The following is a 20,471-nucleotide window of genomic DNA, read 5'->3' on the forward strand; positions in this document are numbered from 1 at the left end:
CAACCGGCTTTTGAGGCGAACGGGTGCGTAGGTCGGCGAAGTCCGCAAGGTTTGTTCGCCACAGTATTCCGATGTTCGCTTCTGAAAGGTTCTGCTCGACGCGGACGCGTAGCGTTATGCGCGCATGCTATCCACGGCCATTCAATGACGAGGTGCAGTATGGAAAATATAGAATGTCCAGGCGCGGTCGTGAGCGGTCTGATCGAGCTGATCACGGTCGGACTGACCCACGAAAAAATCGACGAGGCCGCAGCGGTGCTGGGCGCAGTGCGGGTGCTGCGGCCGGAGTTGAAGGCGCTGGATACCTTCGATGCGTGGATTTCGATCAAACGCGGCAATTATCTGGAGGGTGCCCGCCTGCTGCGTGAGCTGGAGGCCGATGCGGCTTCCAAGCCGTTGTGCAAGGCTCTATACGCCTGCTGCCTGTTTGCATTGGGCGACCAGTCGTGGCATGGCGTTGCAGAGGGGCTGATCGAAGAGGACGCCGATGCCGACGCGGTCGGCCTGGTCAAGGCGCTGTCCGGACGCTACACCCCGACACCCGCGCCGGTGGAGGCGCAGATCGAATCCCCATTACAGATGGAAGTTCCCAACGCGCAGTATCTGCGTGCCTGAGCATCGCCAGACCCGACCCTGCCGGAGCATGTCATGACGCTCATTCCACCCGTCCCGCCGATCACCGCAAGTAGCGGTGTTTCCACGCAAGCGTTAACGCCGACGGCGGCGGCACCGAACCAGGCCCTGGTCAACCGCTTTCAAGCGTTGATGCAGTCTTCAAGGCCGTTGCCGCCCGCCATGCAGCGTGTGGGAGAGCCCAGCATGATGAGTCGGGTGATCGATGTGCAGAACGATGGCGTGCGCACCGTGGCCGAGCATATCGATGCCTTCAGCATGCAGGCGCCAGCCATGAATCTGCAGGAAATGACGGCGCAGCAGATAAAGCTGATGCACGAGCTGACGATGGTCGGCTTCAACCTCAATGTCAGCGTCGGCGTGGCGCAGTCGGGCAAGAACGCCGTGCAGACATTGTTCAAGAACCAATAGCATGCGCGCGCTCAGATGCATGGTGGTACTGGTGGCACTGCTGCTGTCTGCCTGCAGTCAGCAGCTGTATTCCGGGCTCACCGAGAGCGATGCCAATGACATGCTTGCGGTACTGTTGCGCGCCGGTGTGGATGCGGAAAAGGTCACGCCGGATGATGGCAAGACCTGGGCGGTCAATGCACCGCACGATCAGGTGTCCTACTCGCTTGACGTGCTGCACGCGCACGGCATGCCGCATGAGCGGCACGCCAATCTCGGCGAGATGTTCAAGAAGGACGGCCTGATCTCCACACCTACCGAAGAGCGCGTGCGTTTCATCTATGGTGTGTCGCAGCAGCTGTCGCAGACCTTGTCGAATATCGATGGCGTGATTGCGGCCGACGTGGAAATCGTGCTCCCCAACAACGACCCGCTCTCGGCATCGGTCAAGCCCTCCAGCGCCGCGGTGTTCATCAAGTTCCGCGTTGGTAGCGACCTGACCAGCATGGTGCCGAACATCAAGACGTTGGTGATGCACAGCGTGGAAGGACTCACCTACGAAAACGTGAGCGTCACGCTGGTGCCGGGCGGCGCGGAGAACGATGCATTTGCCGCATCGGCGCCGCCACGTTCCTGGCCGTGGCCATGGCTGGTCGGCAGCGCGCTGGCGCTGTGCGTGGCGGTTGCTGCGGCAGCGCTGTATTGGTTGCCGAGCGCCGATCCGCGCCGCTGGGGCGGCTGGCAGCGCCTGCGCGCGTTGACCAGAAAAAATGCCGGGTGAGGTCAGCGGATGGACAACGCACGTATCGACAACACAGTACGGTGCATTCAACGCTGGACGGCCATGCTGGCGGCATTGGCGCAATCACTGGATGCTGAGCGGGTCGCCCATTGGCTTGGTCAGGTTGCGGCGATGGGCTGGGCGCAAGCGCCTGCGCATCGGCGTTTGCGCGTGATCCAGGCCTGGTCGGGGTGGTCGGGCTTGCCGCTGGCGGCGCTCGACCTGCCGGCTAGCACGCTGGTCCTGCTCACACCCGCGTCGCTGGCGAAGGTGCTGATCAGCCGCGCCCTGTTCTCGCGCGGATTGGCGCTGCGCCGCTGCATCGAACGCGAGCGCCTGGACTGGTTCGAGCAGCGGGTGGGGCCAGCGGTGCTTGAGCATGTGCGCCAGCGTGCGGTCACCGGCCTGCCCATGTCGCTGCTGCCGCGCGATGCCGATCAGCTGGCGTGGATCGGCGATGGCTGGCGTCGGATGCAGGCCGATGGTGTGTGGCCCGATCCCTGCATGGCCAAGCTGCTGGCGCTGTCCCTGCCGCTGGGCGCCGCGCAGGTGGCGCCTGTCGCCGCAGACGGCCAGAGCGCTGCATTCCTGCAGGCGCTTCCCGCCCTGCTGCCGGAGCTGCCATGCGTCTGTGGCTGAGGTCCACACCGGAGGCGGTCGGCCTGGATTGCGATGTCATTCCGCGCGAGGCCTTGGCCTCGATGCTGGCGCTGGATGCGGCAACCGCGCAGGTGCACGCACGTTGCGCGCAGACCCTGGCCGAGGCTCAGGCGCGTGCACAGGCGCTGATCGACGAGGCGCAACAGCAGGCCGAGGCGATCCTCAACGATGCCCAGGACAAGGCCGAGCGCAGCGCACGCCTGGGCTATGCAGCCGGGCTGCGCCATCAGCTCGACGCGTGGAACGAGCGCGGCCTGCGGCATGCCTTCGACGCCGAGGCAGCCGCGCAGCGCGCACGCGAGCGCCTTGCCGAGATCGTCGCGCGCGCCTGCGAACAGGTCGTCCACGGGCACGATCCCGTCGTGCTGTATGCGCGTGCCGCACAGGCATTGGAGGGCGCCATGGACGAGGCGAAGGCCCTGCGGGTGAGCGTGCATCCGGATGCGTTGGACGACGCACGGCGTGCCTTCGATGCGGCCGCGGCGGCCGCAGGCTGGAGCATGCCCGTGGAGCTGTGCGGCGACGCGAGTCTGGCCCTGGGCGCCTGCGTGTGCGAATGGGATACCGGCGTGTTGGAGACCGATCTGTGCGATCAGCTGCGCAGTCTGCGACGAGTCATTCGCCGGGTGTTGGCCACGCCGCAGGCGGTGTCGGATGCTTGCTGAGATGCCGCTGCTGGAGACGATGCTCGAGCGCGAATTGGCCGCGCTCGCGTTCGGCCGCCGCTACGGCAAGGTGGTCGAAGTGATCGGCACCATGCTCAAGGTGGCCGGTGTGCAGGTCAGCCTGGGCGAGGTGTGCGAGTTGCGCCAGCGCGATGGCAGCGTGTTGCAGCGCGCCGAGGTGGTCGGCTTCAATCGCAATCTTGCCTTGCTGGCGCCGTTCGGCGAGCTGGTCGGGTTATCCCGCGAGACGCGTGTGATCGGACTGGGGAGGCCACTGGCGGTGCCGGTCGGATCGGCGCTGCTGGGACGCGTGCTCGATGGACTGGGCGAGCCGGCGGACGGACAGGGACCGGTTGCCTGCGATACCTGGATACCAATCCAGGCACAGGCACCCGACCCGATGCGCCGGCGGTTGATCGAACACCCCATGCCGACCGGGGTGCGGATCGTCGATGGCTTGATGACGCTGGGCGAAGGCCAGCGCATGGGCATCTTTGCTGCAGCCGGCGTGGGCAAGAGCACCTTGATGGGCATGCTCGCGCGCGGCACGCAATGCGATGTCAACGTGATCGTGCTGATTGGCGAGCGCGGGCGCGAAGTGCGCGAGTTCATCGAGATGATTCTTGGCGAAGAGGGCTTGGCACGCAGCGTGGTGGTGTGTGCGACCTCCGATCGCTCCTCCATCGAGCGCGCCAAGGCCGCCTACGTCGGTACCGCCATCGCCGAGTACTTTCGCGATCAGGGCATGCGCGTTCTGCTGATGATGGACTCGCTGACCCGCTTTGCCCGCGCGCAGCGCGAGATCGGTCTGGCCGCCGGCGAGCCGCCGACGCGGCGCGGCTTTCCGCCATCTGTGTTCGCCGAGTTGCCGCGTCTGCTCGAACGTGCCGGCATGGGCGAGAGCGGCTCGATCACCGCGTTCTACACCGTGCTGGCCGAGGACGACACCGGCAGCGATCCGATCGCCGAAGAAGTGCGCGGTATCCTGGATGGGCATCTGATTCTCTCTCGCGAGATCGCTGCCAAGAACCAGTACCCAGCCATCGACGTGCTGGGCAGCCTGAGCCGGGTGATGAGCCAGATCGTGTCCGCACAGCAGCGCCAGCACGCCGGCCAGTTGCGGCGCCTGCTGGCCAAGTACAACGATGTGGAGACCCTGCTGCAGGTCGGCGAGTACCGCCAGGGCAGCGATGCAGTCGCCGACGAAGCAATCGCCAGGATCGATGCGATTCGCGATTTTCTCAGCCAGCCCACCGATCAGCTCAGCGACTATGAATCCACGCTGGAGCAGCTTGAAAGCGTGATCGACGATGCGTGATTATGCGAACACCTGGACAATATTGCAGCAGCTGAAGACGCGCCGCTGCGAGCGTATGCAGGAGCGCCTGAGCCAATGCAAGCATGCGCTGGAACAGTGCGAGTGCGAACGGGCCAACTGCAGTCAGGAGGCCGACGCCTGCGCCACGCGCCTGGCCACGTTCGACGCTGCGCTGGTCGACAAGGCCGGTGCGGGCGAGCCGATCGGTATCGACACCATCCTGCAGCACCAGCGCTTCCGCGCAGTGCTGCAAGAACGCTGCCGCGCTGCCGAACAAGCGCTCGCGACGGCCGGGCAGGCGCTTCAGAGCGCACGCGACGAACTCGCGTCCGTGCAGCAGGCGGTGAGCAAGCTGCAGGCACAGGCACAGGAGTATGCAGAAAAGGCTGCCAGTGCGCGCCGTGCCCGGCAGGCGCAACGTGAAGCGGCAGAGGAAGAAGAAGCGATCGAAGCGTTGGTGGCACTGAGCGCGCATCGTGCCGCACGCGGAGTGGCGCGATGAACGACACCGCCGACGCGTTGCTGGCGCTCTCATCGCAGGGTCTGTCGCTGGTGACGTTGCTGGCGCTGTGCGGGGTGCGTGTGTTCGTGATGTTCTCCGTGCTGCCGGCAACCGCGCAGGACAGCCTTCCCGGGATGGCGCGCAACGGCGTGATCTATGTGCTGAGCTCGTTCATCGCGTATGGGCAACCGGCCGACGCGCTGGAGAGGATCCAGGCGGCCGGCCTGGTGGGAGTTGTGTTCAAGGAAGCCTTCATCGGCCTGCTGATCGGCTTTGCCGCATCGACGGTGTTCTGGATCGCCGAGAGCGTGGGCCTGCTGGTCGACGATCTGTCCGGCTACAACAATGTGCAGATGACCAATCCGCTCAGCGGGGAGCAGAGCACGCCGGTCTCCACGGTGTTGATGCAGCTGGCGATCGTCTCGTTCTACGCGCTGGGCGGCATGTTGATGCTGCTCGGCGCGTTGTTCGAATCGTTTCGCTGGTGGCCGTTGAGCCAGCTCTCGCCGGACATCGGGGCAGTTGCCGAGTCGTTCGTCATCCAGCAGACCGACGGCATGATGGCAGCAATCGTCAAACTGTCCGCGCCGGTGATGTTGGTGCTGGTGCTGGTGGATCTGGCCATCGGCTTCGTGGCGCGTGCCGCCGAAAAGCTGGAACCGTCGAATCTAAGTCAACCGATCCGTGGAGTGCTTGCATTACTGCTGCTCGCCTTGCTGACCAGCGTGTTCATCGCGCAATTGGGCGAAGCACTGGGCTTCCTGCATTTCCAGCAGCAGCTGCACGATGCCGCCACCATGAGCGGCAAGGCAGGCGCATCGCGTTGATCTTTGTTGAGACTTCCCCAGCCATGCGCTGCCTACACTGAGCGCACGGCCGCTGGATGTCCGGCCGACGCGTTGGTGCGCGGCTCGGCGGCATCCAGCACGCACTCCCGGCCGGCGCCTGCATGTCAGGCGCCGCCCTAACGACTTCTTTCACTGCCTCGCAGAGGGAACGCCATGGCATACGCCCGTCCTCCAGTTCACCGCCACCGACGCGCGCCGTTGGCCGCCGCACTGCTGCTCGGCCTGCTGCCGCTGGTGCCGCCGCATGCCAATGCCGCGCAGGTGCCGTGGCATTCGCGCACCTTCAAATACGTTGCCGACCACAAAGATCTCAAGGAGGTGCTGCGCGACCTGTCCGCCAGTCAATCCGTCACCACGTGGATCTCACCGGAAGTGACCGGCACGTTCAGCGGCAAGTTCGAAGCCAGCCCGCAGAAGTTCCTCGACGATTTGTCCGCAACGTTCGGCTTCGTCTGGTACTACGACGGTGCCGTGCTCAGAATCTGGGGCGCCAACGAAACCAAGAATGCGACCTTGAATCTGGGCGCGGCATCGACCGCTGCGCTGCGCGATGCGCTTGCCCGCATGCAGTTGGACGATCCGCGCTTTCCGGTCCGTTACGACGAGGCGGCGCACGTGGCGGTGGTGTCCGGCCCGCCGGGGTATGTGGATACCGTCACCGCGATCGCCAAGCAGGTCGAGCAGAGCGCACGCCAACGCGATGCCACCGAGGTGCAGGTGTTTCAGCTGCATTATGCCCAGGCGGCCGATCACAGCACCCGCATCGGTGGTCAGGACGTCCAGGTGCCGGGCATGGCCAGCCTGTTGCGCAGCATGTACGGTGTGCGTGGCGCGCCCATTGCGGCGCTGCCCGGGCCGGGTGCGAATTTTGGGCGGGTGCAGCCGATTGGCGGCGGCTCGTCCAACACGTTCGGCAACGGCGGTCAGGGCCAGAATGGCGGCGGCAGCAACGCGAGCATCCTCGGATTGCCTGCGTCGTGGTTCGGTGGCGGGTCGCCGTCCGATCGGGTGCCGGTCAGCCCGCCGTTGCCGGGCAATGGCAATGGCGCCAGTGCGCCGGCCAGCGTGTGGCCGGAGATGAGCCAGGCCCGCCGCGATGGGCCGCTGTCGGTGGACGCCGGCAGCGGTGGGGAGTGGGCCTTCGACGCGCCGGTGATCGAGGCCGACCCGCGCACCAACGCCATTCTGATCCGCGACCGCCCCGAGCGGATGGCCGCCTATGGCACGTTGATCCAGCAGCTCGACAACCGCCCCAAGTTGCTGCAGATCGATGCCACCATCATCGAGATCCGCGATGGCGCCATGCAGGATCTCGGCGTGGACTGGCGTTTCCACAGCCGGCGTGTCGACGTGCAGACCGGCGACGGGCGGGGCGGTCAGCTTGGCTACGATGGCACCTTGAGCGGTGCCGCGGCGGCAGGTGCCAGCACGCCGTTGGGCGGTACCTTGACGGCGGTTCTGGGAGATGCGGGGCGTTACCTGATGACGCGCGTGTCGGCGCTGGAGCAGACCAACAAGGCCAAGATCGTCTCCACCCCGCAGGTGGCGACGCTGGACAACGTGGAAGCGGTGATGGATCACAAGCAGCAGGCATTCGTGCGTGTCAGCGGCTACGCATCCGCAGACCTCTACAACCTGTCCGCCGGTGTGTCGCTACGCGTCTTGCCCAGCGTGGTGCCGGGCTCGGCCAACGGGCAGATGCGCCTGGATGTGCGTATTGAAGACGGGCAGTTGGGCGCCAATACCGTCGATGGTATCCCCGTCATCACCTCCAGCGAGATCACCACGCAGGCCTTCGTCAACGAGGGGCAGAGCCTGCTGATCGCCGGTTATGCTTCCGATAGCGACCAGACCGATCTGAACAAGGTGCCTGGGTTGTCCAAGATTCCACTGGTCGGCAACCTGTTCAAACATCGCCAGCAGAGCGGGCAGCGGATGCAGCGGTTGTTTTTGCTGACCCCCCACATCGTCTCGCCCTGAGCAACGGGTAGGGGGCGCCGTTGATGCTGAAGAACGTGCAGGCTGCCGCATCATGCGGCAGCCTGCACGCCTCGCCTATCAGGCCTGGCCGCTGAGACCCGAAAAACCGGAGTTGAAGCCGCTGCCCATACTGGTGCCAAGCGAGGCGCCGGCGCCCGTGCCGGTACCGCCCTGGTTCTGCATCAGCTGCATCACGATCTGCATCAACATCTGCGTCAACGGACTCAGGCCCTGTTGACCGTCCTGCGGTTGGTCATTTCCGCTGTCCTGAGTGGCATCGCTGCCCTGGCTCTGCTGGAGCAGCAGCATGATGAACATGGCGAGCAGTTGATCGAGCTGCTGCTCGGAGCCAGCCGAGGGCGAAGGCTGACTGGCATCCTGGGCTTGCTGGGGCCCGATGCCCATGGTCTGCGAGGTGCTGGTATTCGACCAATTATTGGTTCCGATGGATGGGTCCATGGTGATTCCCGTTTCATGTGAGTGAACTGGATACATCGCGGATTGCCACGAAGCTGCGTCGGCAAGATCGCAACGGGAGCGCTGTGCCGCCCCCGACCGCAAGGTAGAAGAGGCAACTGGGAAACATCGGCCAGGACGCGAAAGTGCGCCTTTTCTTGCGAACCTGGCCGCTGAAGAAATTTGAGGAAAACACTGGATGGAACCTATGTAATCGCGATGCCTACTTCGATTTCGCTTATGTCAAAGGCGCTTCGTCGGAGGTATGCATGCGTGTGAAAATCGCCGTTATGGTGCGGCGCTCGAGTGGAGCGATGGGCCGACCTGAGTGCGTGTCGCTTCGCTGGGTTGCTGAATCCAACGACGATCAGGTGACAGACATGACAGATACCGAGACGACCAAGTGTTCGTCCGTGCACGGCATGCGTATTTGGCGTCCCCGGCATTGGGCTACGCTCTCAAATAACTTGCGTGTTAGCGAGCGATGGTACGCATTCCGGACCTGGCCTGCTGTGGCGCCTGGGCGACACGTACTGATTGCAGCGACACTGTTGTGCGCAGCGCCGCTCGCACGCGCAGACTGCTTCGAAGATGCTGCCGGTTATCAACATGTCAATCCGTGGGTGCTGCGCGCCATTGCGTGGCAGGAATCGCGTGGCCGTGCCGATGCCATCCATCGCAACCGCAACGGTACGATCGATTATGGAAAAATGCAGATCAATTCGATCCATCTGCGGCGGCTTTCCAGTTACGGCATTTCCAAAGACGCATTGATGCATCCTTGCATCAGCGTGTATGTGGCGGCATGGCGACTGCGCGAGATGACCAATAAGTACGGAAATACCTGGGCCGCTGTGGGTGCCTATCATTCCGAAACGCCCGCCGAGCGCGATAAATATGCGCATGCCATCCACGCGATTCTGATCAGGCGCGGTGTGCTTGTGGAATGACGCTGTTGCGGGCGCAGTAGCGCGTGTAGCACAGCACGTCACCGCGCCCGCCGGGTCGCGAGCGCGGTGACCTGAGTGCTGTGCTTACCCAGGCTGCACGCGGGATGCTTCGGCTTCGCGAACTGCAGCCTCGGCCTGCCAGGTGGCGCCGATGATCTTGTATTGCATGCCGGCGGCCAGGCCGGACATCGTATTGGCGAGCAATGCGCTGCGTGCGGACGACAACCCGACCCAGGCGCCAATCATGTTGATGGCGGTGCCGAGCGCGATATTGGAATTGATGGCAGCCGTGCGCGTGACCGACTGATCCATGACCCGCTCGTAGTCCTCGCGCTTGGCCTTCCATGCAGGGTCCAGGAACTGCTGCGTCCCAGCTTCCTCGGCCTCGTGTTGGTTTACGTTGAGCCAATCCGTTGTCTCCATGGCGGCATTCAATGCGGCTGACACTGCGGACTGACGGACGATCACATTCAGTGCCTGGCCCGTATCCAAGGGTGAGTGCATCCCGGCCCAGCGCTTCCTGGCCGCTGTAAAGTCCGGCGATGCCAGCTCGTGCGATGCTAGGTTGGTCAGCACGTTTGCCATGCCGTAGAAGCGTCCAGCGGCGGTGAAGTGCGGGCCGCTAATGCCGCCGTTGGTGGGGCCGCGCATTCCCACCATGCGAAATGTCGCCTGGATGGTATCGCGCGCCATGGCATACGCGCCTATCTTTACATCGCTGGCCAGCAGCCTGGCCGCCGTCTCAGGTTCGCCAGATGCCTTGCCGGCCGCACCCACGGCGATATTGCTCAGGATGCCGGCCAGCGCGAGGCGGGTGACCAGATCCGAGTAATGCTGCTGCTCGGTTCTCTTGTTCTCTTGTTCGTCGCCGGACAATGCATCCCATTGTTCGAGACTGAGATTGTGGAAGCCTCGCGCGGCCGCATCGGGGTTGCGCTGCTCGCGGTTGCTCCGCAGCGTATGCAGCGCCATCTGCAGCGTGCCGGAGACTGCCTGCATGGCGACGACCGCCTCGGGCGGAAGCTGGCGAAGCGCGGCAAACAATCCTTCGCCCAGCAACTCGCGCGCGAACGTGGCCGGCCCTACGGCAGCGGCCTGGTGCACCAGGTGCCCCAACGCAGCGCCCAGGTATTGCTTGTCGACATTGATGGGCAGTACGCCGCGCGCCGCAGCCATCACCGCGGTGGCGGTGGGTCCAAGGACGGTGCTTACGCCATGCGCTGCGCCGGATCGTATCGATGCAGCCAGCGCACCCATACGCTCGATGCGTGAGGGTGCGGTAGTGGTTGCAGATGTGTGCACGTGCGGATTGTGTGGTTCGGAGTGTGAAGGAGGGACGGAAGGATCGAACTCTGCAAAAGACTCTTCGGCGTCGAAGAAGCGTTCGCTGTCGCTGTCGCTGCCATGCAGTATCGACGCGCCGGATTCATGCAGCAGGGTATTCTCACCGGGGTTCCGGTTTGGGTCGTGTGTATTGCCAGATCCTTCGCCGTGGTCCGAATTGCTGCGTCGTACAGAAGGCTTACGAATCAGACCCGACAGTGCATGGTCCACTACAGGAGGCGGTGTTTCGTTGCGCGGTTGTAGTGGCTGTATTTCGATTGCCACTTCTTCAAGTGTCAATCGCGTTGGCTTGGAAGTGCTAGCTGAATCGATCTTCGTCACGGCATGTCCTCGCTGTGGGAGAAATGGCGGCGCACCGCCGCCTGGGCTTGCGGGGCTGTCGATGTGCGGCGTCGATTGCCGGCACATCCTTCATGGGCGCACAGCGGTGCCAGCCGCGATTGCAGTGCACGGATCGCTGATGGCAGAGCTATGCCTCGATCAACGCGAGACCACGGTCGACACGCGGCACGCAGACACCGTCTTGCGTACCGCCATCGGCGGTTCGGGCAAAAACACAGTGCGAACTTCTCTGCGTGCAATCGAAGCGCTCAGGCGGGCCCTTGCATTCATGGCCACCTTGTGAGGCGTGCGTCATCGTCGTCAGTGACTCGAAAATGCCATCAAGCCGGAGATTCGGGACGCATCAACTGCGAAATGATCATTCCATAACGGAATATGGGATTCCGTGTGCGGATGGAGTTGCGGATGACCTACCCGGCCACGGTTTCTTGTATCTGGCCGGCCCGATGGCTTGCGTGTGCCGCGGACAGCATCCAACGCCCTTGCCGCTCGTGTTCGAATGTTCCAGATTATTGCTTTCTACGCTAGGCCGACGTTCCGATTGTAGGGGTGCTTCTATATCGGATCCTGCGTCCAGGCAATGACACGGGCCCGGGCGTTGTCGTCGTGCGGCAGCCTGCCTCAAGGTGGGGAGATGATCGAACTGCTGGATGGCCCTGTGCGCGGGCTCCCTGATCGTACGGAACGGCAGGGAGCGCGCCGCCTTGGATTGGCCCACCTTTCTTCCAGTGCCCAAGACACACCGATGTCACGCACCAACTCCTTGCTGCTGTCAGGCGAGCGCTCGAACGCGGTGACAGCGCCTGTCGTGGTCGAAAGACGCGCCTGTGATCTGTGGCTGGGGGCATAGCCTCCAGCCCACAGGCGCGGCGGCATGCCGGTAACGCGTCTGGCACAGCGGCGCTTGACCAGCCTCAATCCTCTGGTTCGATCTGTTCGGCCTGCGCGTTGAGGTGGTGGGTCAGCGGTGCTCCGCGGTACCGCTCGTCCAATCGTCCCAGCGATTCGGCGCGAGCATCCACCGCGCGCCGTGCCGCAGGATCGTGCTGGAATTCTGCACTATGGTCCAGGACGCGGCCTTCGCGTACTGCCGCCACCAGGACCGGATCGACCGGTGTCGATGCCGCGCGGAATTCGCGGGTGCGCTGCTCCACGATCGCCGCATCGCGCGCGGTATCGATGGGAGTAGCTGGCGGTAGGTCCAGTTCCATGCCGGTATGGCCACGCGCCAGCGTGCGGTTTTCCAGCAGCGCAAGCAGTTCTTCCTCGGGCTGGTCAGTCAACAGGCTTTCGCCGGCATCGCGAAAGGCACCGGCGGTGGCGCGCTGGATTCCAAAGGCTTCGTCGCTGAGTTTTTGGATCTCGCCGAAGTTGCGCCACAGGTAATAGTCCTTGTCGTGGTTGGCGCGCGGCAGCGAGAAATCCTCATACCGGTAGCCGGACGAAAATGCCGCCTGCGCGTAAGCAGAGCCCGGCTGACGCAAGTGTGTGCGTGTCAGTTCCATGGCCTTGCCCGCAGCGCTTTGCTGATCGATGGCCACCGCCTCCACGATAACAGGGCGCATCTTGTTCCAGCTTTCCAACCATTGCACTGCGGTCTCGGCCAGCCCCTCGGGACCATCGTCCTTGCCTGGGAAGAAATCGCGCAGCTGCTGGTTGGCCAGCATGCCCTGGCTGAAGACGGGTACCACATTGATCTTGGCCAACAGCCGGTGGAGTGCGGCACGGCGGGGTGCATCCTGGGAGTGCAGCGGATTGATCTGGTAGTGCTTGTACAGATTGGACACGAACTGATCGAAGCCGCCCGTGTAGTACTTGGCGTATAGCTTGATCGCTGCCCCCTGGCGCAGATCCGGCCGGCGCATCAGCAGCATCGCCACCGCCTCGGCGGTGTCTTCCTTGCAATCCAGCGCCACCGACATCGCCTCCGGCTTCTGCAACGCGCGCTCCAGCGCCTGCTCCACGGCGGCAATGGTCTGATCGGTCTTGATGAAGTTGCCATCGGCCGGGTTGCGGATCACTAGCGGCATATCGCGCAGCTGGGCAAACGGCACCTGCGAGACCAATCTGTTCTGCGGGTCGTCGGTCATGCGGCCGATGCTGAAGTCGTGCAGCAACACTGGCACGCCATCGGCACTGACTTCGACATCCAGTTCCAGATTGCGATACCCCTGTGCGTAGGCGCGATCGATGGCGGCAAGCGAGTTTTCCGGAATGCCGGCGTGGTTGTCGAACAACCCCCGGTGCACCATTACGTCCTTGCCCAGCGCCCGCGTGCTGGGCGCCTGGAAATACGTGTCGTGCACGAGCTCCTTGCGGTGCTCGCGCAGCAGCGCCTGCTTGCCGGCAACCAGATGATGGTCGTTGGCCTTGAAGAACGCCGCCCCGCCATCGCGCGCCGGCACCTCGTGGCCGTGATAGCGCGCGGCTTGCTGCAACTTGCGACGCGGCTGCGTGGGTGTGGCAGGCTGCAGCCAGTCCGGCGTTGCCAGCCCAATGCCGCGCAGATCCAGCACCTTGCGCAATGCGTTACGCGCTGCATCGCTGAAGGTATCGCCAGGCGCAAACGCGCGCTGCAGATCGAAAATGATGCGGCCTTGCTGCGCATCGACCAGCACCGGGCCTGCCGCTGCACTGGCGCTCTCGGGTAGCGCCTTGGCCATGGCTTTGAACGCGGCTTTATCCAGATACACCGGCTGTAGCTCTCCAGCTGCAAGCTTTGCAGCAATGCTGTCCTTCTCGGGCGCGATGCCGGCTTGCGCGAGGTGGGTGGCCAGCTTGCTTTGCAGCGCTTGCACCGTGATCTGTCGTGCCTGCACTTCAGCCAGCCGTTGCTCCGAAAACTTGGCGTCCAGCGCCACCAACGCCTGCTTGCCGGCCATCGCGCTGTCGGTCAATGGCACCAGCTGTGGTGCGACGGCAGCCTGGCGACGAGGCCGTGCACGCAGTGGCGGGTTGCTGCCTGGTGCGTGCGGCACCTCCATCGGGGTGATTGCACTGGTATTGGTTGGCGTTGCCGGCGCGGTGATGTGCGTGGCGGCTGGTTGCACATGAGCGATACGCATGACGACCTCGAGAGCACTGCGGGCGACCAGTAAAGCGCGTGCCATATGACAATTCGCAACCGAGGCGAAGTATGCCGCTGCGGTGCGAAACGATGCCCCTGGCACGGCGCCTCATGTGGATCGGTGCCTGCGCTAAAACAGCGTTTCCTTGAACGGCAGCATGGCCGCGCCCAGCACCGTGGCATGTGCCTGCACCTGCCCGACCAGCAACGCCGGATACGGCGATGCAACGCCGCGTCGTGGCGCGGGCTCGAAGGCGATGCGCGCGATCAGCCGCTGCGCAAGATCGGTCGGCAGGCGTGCGCCGAAGACGATGACGCGCGGGTCGATCAACGCGATGATCGCTGCCACAGCCAGCGTCACGGTGGGTTGCACCATCTCCAGCCAGGCATCGATCTGCGGCCATGCCGCATCGTAGTGCTGCAGCATGGTGTGCAGGTCCGGCAGCACATGGCCATCGGCGACCAGTGCCTGGCGCAGGCTTTCCAGCGTCGGCCGCGCACTGCCGGTCATGGCCGAGATGCGCCCCAGTTCGCCGACATTGCCGTGCGCGCCGCGGTGCACGCTGCCAGCGGCGATCACGCCAGCGGCGAACCCGTCGGCGATCGACAGATAGACCAGATCCGGCCATTGGCGGCCGACCCCATACACGGCTTCGGCCAACGCGGCGCAATGGGCGTCGTTGTCCATCCAGACCGGTAACTGCAGGCGTTCGGAGATGAACCGGTCCAGCTCGACCTGCATCCATTCGGCGGCCAGCGTGAGCGGCGGGTTGACCCGCGCGCCGTCGCCGATGCGTGGGCCGGTCATGCTGACGCCCACCCCGAACAGCTGCTGCCGGTCTACACCGGCCGCCTGCAGCAATTGCTGCACCAGCTCCGGCAACCGCGCTGCGACCAGATCCAGCGTCAGCGGGAACGCGGTGAGCTGGCGCATGCCGCACACCTGCCCGGCAAAGTCGATCAGCACCACCGCGATGCCATCGACCATCACTGAGACCCCCACGCTGAACGCGTAGCCGGGCACCAGGCTCAGCTGCACACTCGGTTGGCCGCGACCACGCCGCAGCGACGGGCCGAGCTGGAGCAGGCCGTGTGCGACCAGCGGGTCGATGATGCCCTTGGTGCCGGGCACACTGAGCCCGCTGGCGCGCGGCAGGTCGGCACGCTCCACCTGGCCGGCGCTGCGGATCAGATCCAGCAACGCACGCTCGCTGGAACTGGCCGCCTGCCCGTCGCTGCGACGGCGGTAATGCGAACGAATGGCTGCTTGGGCGAAGAAGGAAGACATGGCAGGACAAGAGGACGGTTGCTGTCACACAAGCTTAAATTAAGCAAATTAATTTAATCCGCCTGCGGCTACCACGTTGGGGCCGCCCGACATCGCGGATCGTGCCATGCGCCTGTTACATGCCTCTCCCCCTGCCCATCTGTCTGTGCCCGGTCCGGCCGGCGTTCCCCAGCCTCGCACATTGTCATTCGCGCTGGGCATGGCCCTGCTGTGCTGGATGCACGCGCCGGCGCAGGCCGCCGAGGCGCCCGCCGATGCCTCGGCGCATACCCTGGACGCCGTGCAGGTCCGCACCTCCTTCCAGTCGCAGAACACGCGTGCCATCGCCACCAAGCAGGCTGCGCCCACCATCGTGGATTCGGTCGCCGCCGACAGCATCGGGCAACTGCCGGATTTCAACGTCGGCGATGCGCTGCGCCGGGTCACTGGCGTGAGCACCGTGGAGTACCAGGGAGAGCCGCGCTACGTGACCGTGCGCGGCCTCAACGGCAACTACAACAGCATGCTGATCGACGGTTTTGCGTTTGCCAGCAATGACATCGGCAGCCGCCAGGCGCTGATGGATGTGCTGCCGGCGAACTTCGTCGACCGCATCGACGTGGTGAAGTCGCTGCTGCCGGAAAACGATGGCGGCGCGATCGGCGGCGTCACCAATCTGGTCACCGCGACGGGCTTTGCCCGGCCAGATGGCCTGCTCACCGCCTCGGCCAAGGGCGGCGCCAACCTGATGGGGAGCCGCTATGGCGGCCGCACACCGGTGGGCGAAGGCGAGCTGAAATGGGGCAGGCGTTTCGGGCGCGACGGCGCGTTCGCATTCCTGGGTGCGGCCAGCTTCTGGCGCCGTGAGATCTCGGTGCCGCAGCAGGAAAACGGCGGCGCCCTGAACTGGTACAACGCCGACGGCACGCGCGCGCCGGTGCCCTACGGCGGAGTCGGCGACGCGGTGCCCAGCGAACGGCGCTGGTACAACTACGACAATACCCGTGAGCGCCGCGGCCTGACCGCGCGCGTGGATTGGCAACCGGACGGCCCGCTCAGCGGCCATGTGTCCGGCTACGCGTTCCGCCAGCGCGAGGCCTCCGACCGCGATACCCAGACCGCCCAGGTGCAGACCAGCGCGCGCCTGACCCGCAGCGGCCCGCAAAGCGGCACGCTGGACAACCTCAACCAGCTCGTCGAGTTGGGGCAACTGCGCTGGAAGCGCGGGCTGTCCGGCGTCAACGGCGAACTACTGGCCGAGCTGCCCGCGCAATGGCGCGGCGCGCTGCGGGCAAGCACCTCGCGCGCCACGGTGGACAACCCGCAGACCTGGGACCGCTTCCAGCAGAACCGCCTGGCCTATGGCTTCGACTGGAGCGGCGACCTGGCCGCCTTTGCGCCCGTGAACCCGGTGCTGGCCGACGACCCGACCCGCTACGCCAACCTCAACCACCAGCAGGAACGCACGACCTACGCAGAGCGGGTGAGCGACCTGCAACTGGAGCTACGTCGCAACATGGACGAAGGCAGCCAGGGGCTGGGCCTGGCCTGGGGCCTGCGACAGGTGCGCACGCACATGCAGACCGCGTTCCAGCGCACTACCTGGAGCAGGTTGCCGTATGCGCTGGACGATGTGCTGGGCAACCCGACCTGCGCCCTGGGCTGCAACATGCCGATGCTGACCATTGACCCGGCATCGGCCGACGCACGCTGGGACGCGGTTGCCGGCCAGGCGCGCGGCGTGGTGGACACCTCCGCGCAGAACAGCGGCACTTACGACGTGGATGAGCAGGTACGCGCCGGCTTTGCCCAGGCGCAGTGGCGCGGCGAGCGCTGGCGGTTGGCCGGCGGCGTGCGCCTGGAGCAGACACGCTTCGGCAGCAGCGGCCAGCAATTGAGCGGAACCACGTGGACCCCGGTCAGCGCGCAGCGTACCTACCGCAATTGGCTACCATCGTTGGCCGGCCAGGTGCAGACCAGCGCCAACGGCACCTTGCGCTTTGGAGTGTCGCGCTCGATCGGGCGACCGCGCCTGGATCAGATGGCGTTGAACGGCGGCGTGCTCACACTGAGCAGTACCCCACCCACGCTCAACCAGGGCAACCCGGACCTGCAGCCGCGCCGCTCGCAGAATCTGGATCTTGGCCACGACTGGACCTTCGACGACGGCGGCAGCCTGCTGTCGATCGCGCTGTTCCACAAGACCATCGACAACGAAATCTTCCGCTACGGCCAGCTGCAGGACATCGACGGCCAGCAGGTGCTGGTCACCCAGCCGCGCAACACCGACCGCCCGGTGCGCATGCGCGGCGCCGAACTCGGCGCGATCAAGGAGCTGGGCGCGTGGCTACCCGCGCTTGCCGGGCTGTCGGTCGGCGCCAATGTCACCGTCCTGGACGTGGACTACCCGGTGGTGCTCGGCGATGGCACCCGCACCACGCTGGACGTGCTGCCGCAGCAGCCCAGGCAGCTGTGGAACCTGACCCTGAACTACGCCCGCGGGCCGCTGCGCAGCACGCTGGCCTGGAATCGCACCGGCGAACTGTGGGACGACCGCTACCCCAACTACAGCAACCAGCAGGAGTTCTACCGCAACCGCTACCAGCAACCGCTGGACCGCATCGATCTGAAACTGGCCTGGGACGTATCGCCAGCGGTCGCCGTGAGCCTGGACGTGCTCAACCTGGCTGGACAGGGCTACCAATACCGCATCGGTCGCAATCAGGAATACGTGCAGTCGGCCTGGAAGATGGCCCCCACCGTGATGCTCGGCGTCAACATCAAACTCTGAGGAGCTGTGCATGTCGTCATGTCTGGATACCCCCTTCAGCCGCCGCCGGCTGCTGGCCGCCGCTGCAGGCACCGCGGTGTTGGCCACCGCCCTTCCCACGCTGGCCAAGACACCGCCACCGCCGGATGTGGGCCGCAAGTTCCTGCACTCCAGGCGGCCGATGCCGTTTGCCGGCAACACGTTCGTTGGCCATCTCGATCAGCAGGGCGAGGGCTATGACAGCTTCGACCGCGTGCTGGACATCTACCGCGAATTGCCCGAGCACCGCTTCGCCAGCAAGTTCGCGCCACTGCCGCCCAGCAGCTATCACGTGACCTTGCTGGGCGGGGTCAACGAGAGCGACCGCGCGCATGGGCCGTGGCCGAGCGATCTGACGCGCGACCACGCCTTGGCGGACATCAACGTCGACTATCTGTCGCGGCTGAAGGGGCGCGTTGCGCCGCCGCTGGGCGCTTGCAGCTTCCTGGTCAACCCAACGGCGGCCAGGACCGGCAATAACGACAATCTGCTGATTCCGTTGAAACCGGCAGATACGCAAACCGCGCAGCGCCTGGAAGCTGCGCGCCAGGCGCTGATGCACCTGACACGCCTGCAGCGCCCGGACTACGTCAATTACCAGTTTCATATCTCGTTGGCCTACCTGTGCGAGACGCTCGATCGCGCAGAACAGGCGGACTATCGCGCCGCAGTGGGCGCGTGGCTCAAGCGGCTGGCGGCCGCAGGCCCGATCACGATCCCGCGGTTTCATTTTTGCACGTTTGCCGATATGTACGCGTTTCGAACGCTGCACGAGGTGTGACGCGCAGGCTTGGGAGTGAAAAATTGGGAGTGAAGTGAGGTGCATGATCTGGCCAAGCCGCAACGGGCGATGTTTGCGGCTGTCAGTTGCCCCCCCGGCATTGCATGCTTCCGATGACAGCCATGGATCGGAAGATGCCGGCGCGTGCACGCGCCGGCATCTGCGTTTTTAGAAATCCCTCCAGGACACGCGTGGGCACGGGGCAAATAGCCCGGATCGGGTTGCCTGGTTCACTCGGATCAAGGCGTGGTTTACACCAGCGATGATTGGCAGAGCTTCCTTGCGCCCCATGACTTGATATGCAGCATGATTCGGCGTGGCAGCTGCCATGGCACCGCCGCGGTGGAGACTTTTCTCTGCCTGCTCGAACAACAGCGGACCAAGCACGGATCTATCCCACCGGCGGGGCGCCGCTTGAGATCGCATTGGCACGCGAGCCAGCGCGCTTGCACAACGCGTTGGCGATGGCGCATCGCCTTATGTTCTGCGACACCATCGCGCAGACCATCACCCGTTTGCGTCAGGGGGCAAGACGGGCAACTCCATCGAGCGGGCGACGTCGCACATGCGGCATCCTGGAGAGCTACCGGAACGTCGCGGCCCTGCACGGCTTCGAGCTGGAGACGGCGGGCGTACTGCGGGGTGATCACCATGGTCGGGCGCGAAGCGATGACCAACGGCGTGATGCCGCCTGGTTGGGGCCGGGGACTGCGATCAAACGGCGTGCGTGGGACGAGGTGATGGGGTTTGTCTCAGGATCGAACGGTCCGATCTCCTCCGGGCACCTTGCTTGACGGTGACGCAGTTCGAGCGCGGGAGCCATGGGGGGCAATCGCTCGTCCGGATCACCAGCCCCAGGCCGATGGGTGCGGTGATCCGTTTGGGGAGCTGAGAGCAAGCCCGTGCGAAGATATGCAACGGCTTGCACCTGCTGGCACCGGCATCTCGTGCATCGAGGAAAAACGCAGGTATTGGAGCGGGTATCATAGGTTCGTTCGGGCAAGATGCCATTTTAAAAACAAATAGATAGGCCTGATATGTTGCTCATGCTCGATAACTACGACAGCTTCACCTACAACCTCGTGCAGTACCTGCAGGCGCTGGGTGCCGAGGTCACGGTGGTGCGCAACGATGCGATGAGCGTCGATGAGATCGCTGCGCTCAAGCCCGAGCGCATCGTGATCTCGCCCGGCCCCTGCACGCCCAACGAGGCCGGTATCTCGTTGCAGCTGATCGAACGGCTGGGCCAGTCCACGCCGATCCTGGGCGTGTGCCTGGGACATCAGAGCATCGGCCAGGTCTATGGCGGCGATGTGATCCGTGCCGGCAACATCATGCATGGCAAGACCTCGCCAATCCGCCACGAAGGCAAGGGCGTGTTCGCCGGCCTGCCGGACAGCTACGAGGCCACACGCTACCACTCGCTGGTAGTGGACAAGACCACGCTGCCGGAGGCATTGGAAGTCACTGCCTGGACCGAAAACCCGGATGGCTCGATGGAAGAGATCATGGGCCTGCGCCACCGCCAGTTCCCGGTGGAAGGCGTGCAGTTCCATCCCGAGTCGATCCTGACCCAGCATGGTCACGCCCTGCTGAAAAACTTCCTGGAGCGCTGATTGCGATGGTGCACGCAGTTGCCAGCCGCGGCGATGCAGCGCCCGGTCGTGTCGATGCGAAG

At 64.7% G+C, this 20,471-nt stretch carries 17 protein-coding genes and 1 pseudogene; 14 read left to right on the forward strand and 4 right to left on the reverse strand.

Annotated features, from left to right (window positions below; translation table 11 throughout):
- Positions 1–159 precede the first annotated feature (159 nt).
- From HG421_RS00440 to sctC, 9 genes are all read left to right on the forward strand, one after another.
- Complete coding sequence (locus tag HG421_RS00440; RefSeq protein WP_168968274.1) at positions 160–615, forward strand: HrpB1 family type III secretion system apparatus protein; 456 nt, start codon at positions 160–162, stop codon at positions 613–615.
- Between the two features lie 33 nt (positions 616–648).
- Complete coding sequence (locus HG421_RS00445; RefSeq protein WP_168968276.1) at positions 649–1,044, forward strand: type III secretion protein HrpB2; 396 nt, start codon at positions 649–651, stop codon at positions 1,042–1,044.
- A gap of 1 nt (position 1,045) precedes the next feature.
- On the forward strand, positions 1,046–1,804 hold the full coding sequence (gene sctJ, locus HG421_RS00450) for a type III secretion system inner membrane ring lipoprotein SctJ (RefSeq protein ID WP_168968278.1): 759 nt from the start codon (positions 1,046–1,048) through the stop codon (positions 1,802–1,804).
- A gap of 9 nt (positions 1,805–1,813) precedes the next feature.
- Positions 1,814–2,443 carry a type III secretion protein HrpB4 gene (locus HG421_RS00455; protein WP_168968280.1) on the forward strand — a complete coding sequence of 210 codons (630 nt, stop codon included), beginning with the start codon at positions 1,814–1,816 and terminating at the stop codon, positions 2,441–2,443.
- Positions 2,428–3,129: a type III secretion system stator protein SctL gene (gene sctL, locus HG421_RS00460; RefSeq protein WP_168968282.1), complete on the forward strand. Its 702-nt coding sequence runs from the start codon at positions 2,428–2,430 to the stop codon at positions 3,127–3,129. Before HG421_RS00455 ends, sctL begins: the two co-directional genes overlap by 16 nt.
- Positions 3,119–4,447 (forward strand): type III secretion system ATPase SctN, encoded by a 1,329-nt coding sequence (gene sctN, locus HG421_RS00465; protein ID WP_168968284.1) that lies wholly within the window; start codon positions 3,119–3,121, stop codon positions 4,445–4,447. The genes sctL and sctN overlap by 11 nt, the downstream gene beginning before the upstream one ends.
- Positions 4,440–4,949 carry a type III secretion protein HrpB7 gene (locus HG421_RS00470; protein ID WP_168968286.1) on the forward strand — a complete coding sequence of 170 codons (510 nt, stop codon included), beginning with the start codon at positions 4,440–4,442 and terminating at the stop codon, positions 4,947–4,949. The genes sctN and HG421_RS00470 overlap by 8 nt, the downstream gene beginning before the upstream one ends.
- Positions 4,946–5,776, forward strand: a complete 831-nt coding sequence (sctT, locus tag HG421_RS00475) for a type III secretion system export apparatus subunit SctT (RefSeq protein WP_168968288.1) — start codon at positions 4,946–4,948, stop codon at positions 5,774–5,776. The genes HG421_RS00470 and sctT overlap by 4 nt, the downstream gene beginning before the upstream one ends.
- A 174-nt stretch (positions 5,777–5,950) precedes the next feature.
- Complete coding sequence (gene sctC, locus HG421_RS00480) at positions 5,951–7,777, forward strand: type III secretion system outer membrane ring subunit SctC (RefSeq protein WP_168968290.1); 1,827 nt, start codon at positions 5,951–5,953, stop codon at positions 7,775–7,777.
- 78 nt (positions 7,778–7,855) lie between these two features.
- Here the strand turns inward: sctC and xopA are convergent, their stop codons facing one another.
- Positions 7,856–8,236, reverse strand: a complete 381-nt coding sequence (xopA, locus tag HG421_RS00485; RefSeq protein ID WP_168968292.1) for a XopA/Hpa1 family type III secretion system protein — start codon at positions 8,234–8,236, stop codon at positions 7,856–7,858.
- 377 nt (positions 8,237–8,613) lie between these two features.
- Here xopA and HG421_RS00490 point away from each other — a divergent pair, with 377 nt between their 5' ends.
- Complete coding sequence (locus HG421_RS00490) at positions 8,614–9,183, forward strand: lytic transglycosylase domain-containing protein (protein ID WP_248279526.1); 570 nt, start codon at positions 8,614–8,616, stop codon at positions 9,181–9,183.
- A gap of 84 nt (positions 9,184–9,267) precedes the next feature.
- Here HG421_RS00490 and HG421_RS00495 read toward each other — a convergent pair whose 3' ends face one another.
- The 3 genes from HG421_RS00495 to HG421_RS00505 all read right to left on the reverse strand — a co-directional run bounded on the left by HG421_RS00495 (position 9,268) and on the right by HG421_RS00505 (position 15,224).
- On the reverse strand, positions 9,268–10,848 hold the full coding sequence (locus HG421_RS00495; RefSeq protein ID WP_211161765.1) for a hypothetical protein: 1,581 nt from the start codon (positions 10,846–10,848) through the stop codon (positions 9,268–9,270).
- 935 nt (positions 10,849–11,783) lie between these two features.
- Positions 11,784–13,934 carry a type III secretion system effector avirulence protein AvrBs2 gene (gene avrBs2 / locus HG421_RS00500; RefSeq protein WP_168968294.1) on the reverse strand — a complete coding sequence of 717 codons (2,151 nt, stop codon included), beginning with the start codon at positions 13,932–13,934 and terminating at the stop codon, positions 11,784–11,786.
- A 132-nt stretch (positions 13,935–14,066) separates the two neighbouring features.
- Positions 14,067–15,224 carry an ROK family protein gene (locus tag HG421_RS00505; RefSeq protein ID WP_168968296.1) on the reverse strand — a complete coding sequence of 386 codons (1,158 nt, stop codon included), beginning with the start codon at positions 15,222–15,224 and terminating at the stop codon, positions 14,067–14,069.
- Between the two features lie 106 nt (positions 15,225–15,330).
- Here HG421_RS00505 and HG421_RS00510 point away from each other — a divergent pair, with 106 nt between their 5' ends.
- From HG421_RS00510 to HG421_RS00520, 4 genes and pseudogenes are all read left to right on the forward strand, one after another.
- Positions 15,331–17,994, forward strand: coding sequence for a TonB-dependent receptor (locus HG421_RS00510; RefSeq protein ID WP_211161766.1), 2,664 nt, complete (start codon positions 15,331–15,333; stop codon positions 17,992–17,994).
- A gap of 10 nt (positions 17,995–18,004) precedes the next feature.
- A complete protein-coding gene (locus HG421_RS00515) occupies positions 18,005–18,793 on the forward strand; it encodes a DUF1868 domain-containing protein (RefSeq protein ID WP_168968300.1) in 789 nt (262 codons plus the stop codon).
- Between the two features lie 210 nt (positions 18,794–19,003).
- A pseudogene (locus HG421_RS21135) lies at positions 19,004–19,203 on the forward strand (IS3 family transposase); the annotation flags it as partial.
- A gap of 627 nt (positions 19,204–19,830) precedes the next feature.
- Positions 19,831–20,409 (forward strand): anthranilate synthase component II, encoded by a 579-nt coding sequence (locus tag HG421_RS00520; protein WP_168968302.1) that lies wholly within the window; start codon positions 19,831–19,833, stop codon positions 20,407–20,409.
- The last annotated feature ends 62 nt before the right edge of the window (positions 20,410–20,471 follow it).

This window comes from Xanthomonas campestris pv. badrii (assembly GCF_012848175.1).
In the GTDB taxonomy this organism is placed as follows: domain Bacteria; phylum Pseudomonadota; class Gammaproteobacteria; order Xanthomonadales; family Xanthomonadaceae; genus Xanthomonas; species Xanthomonas campestris_C.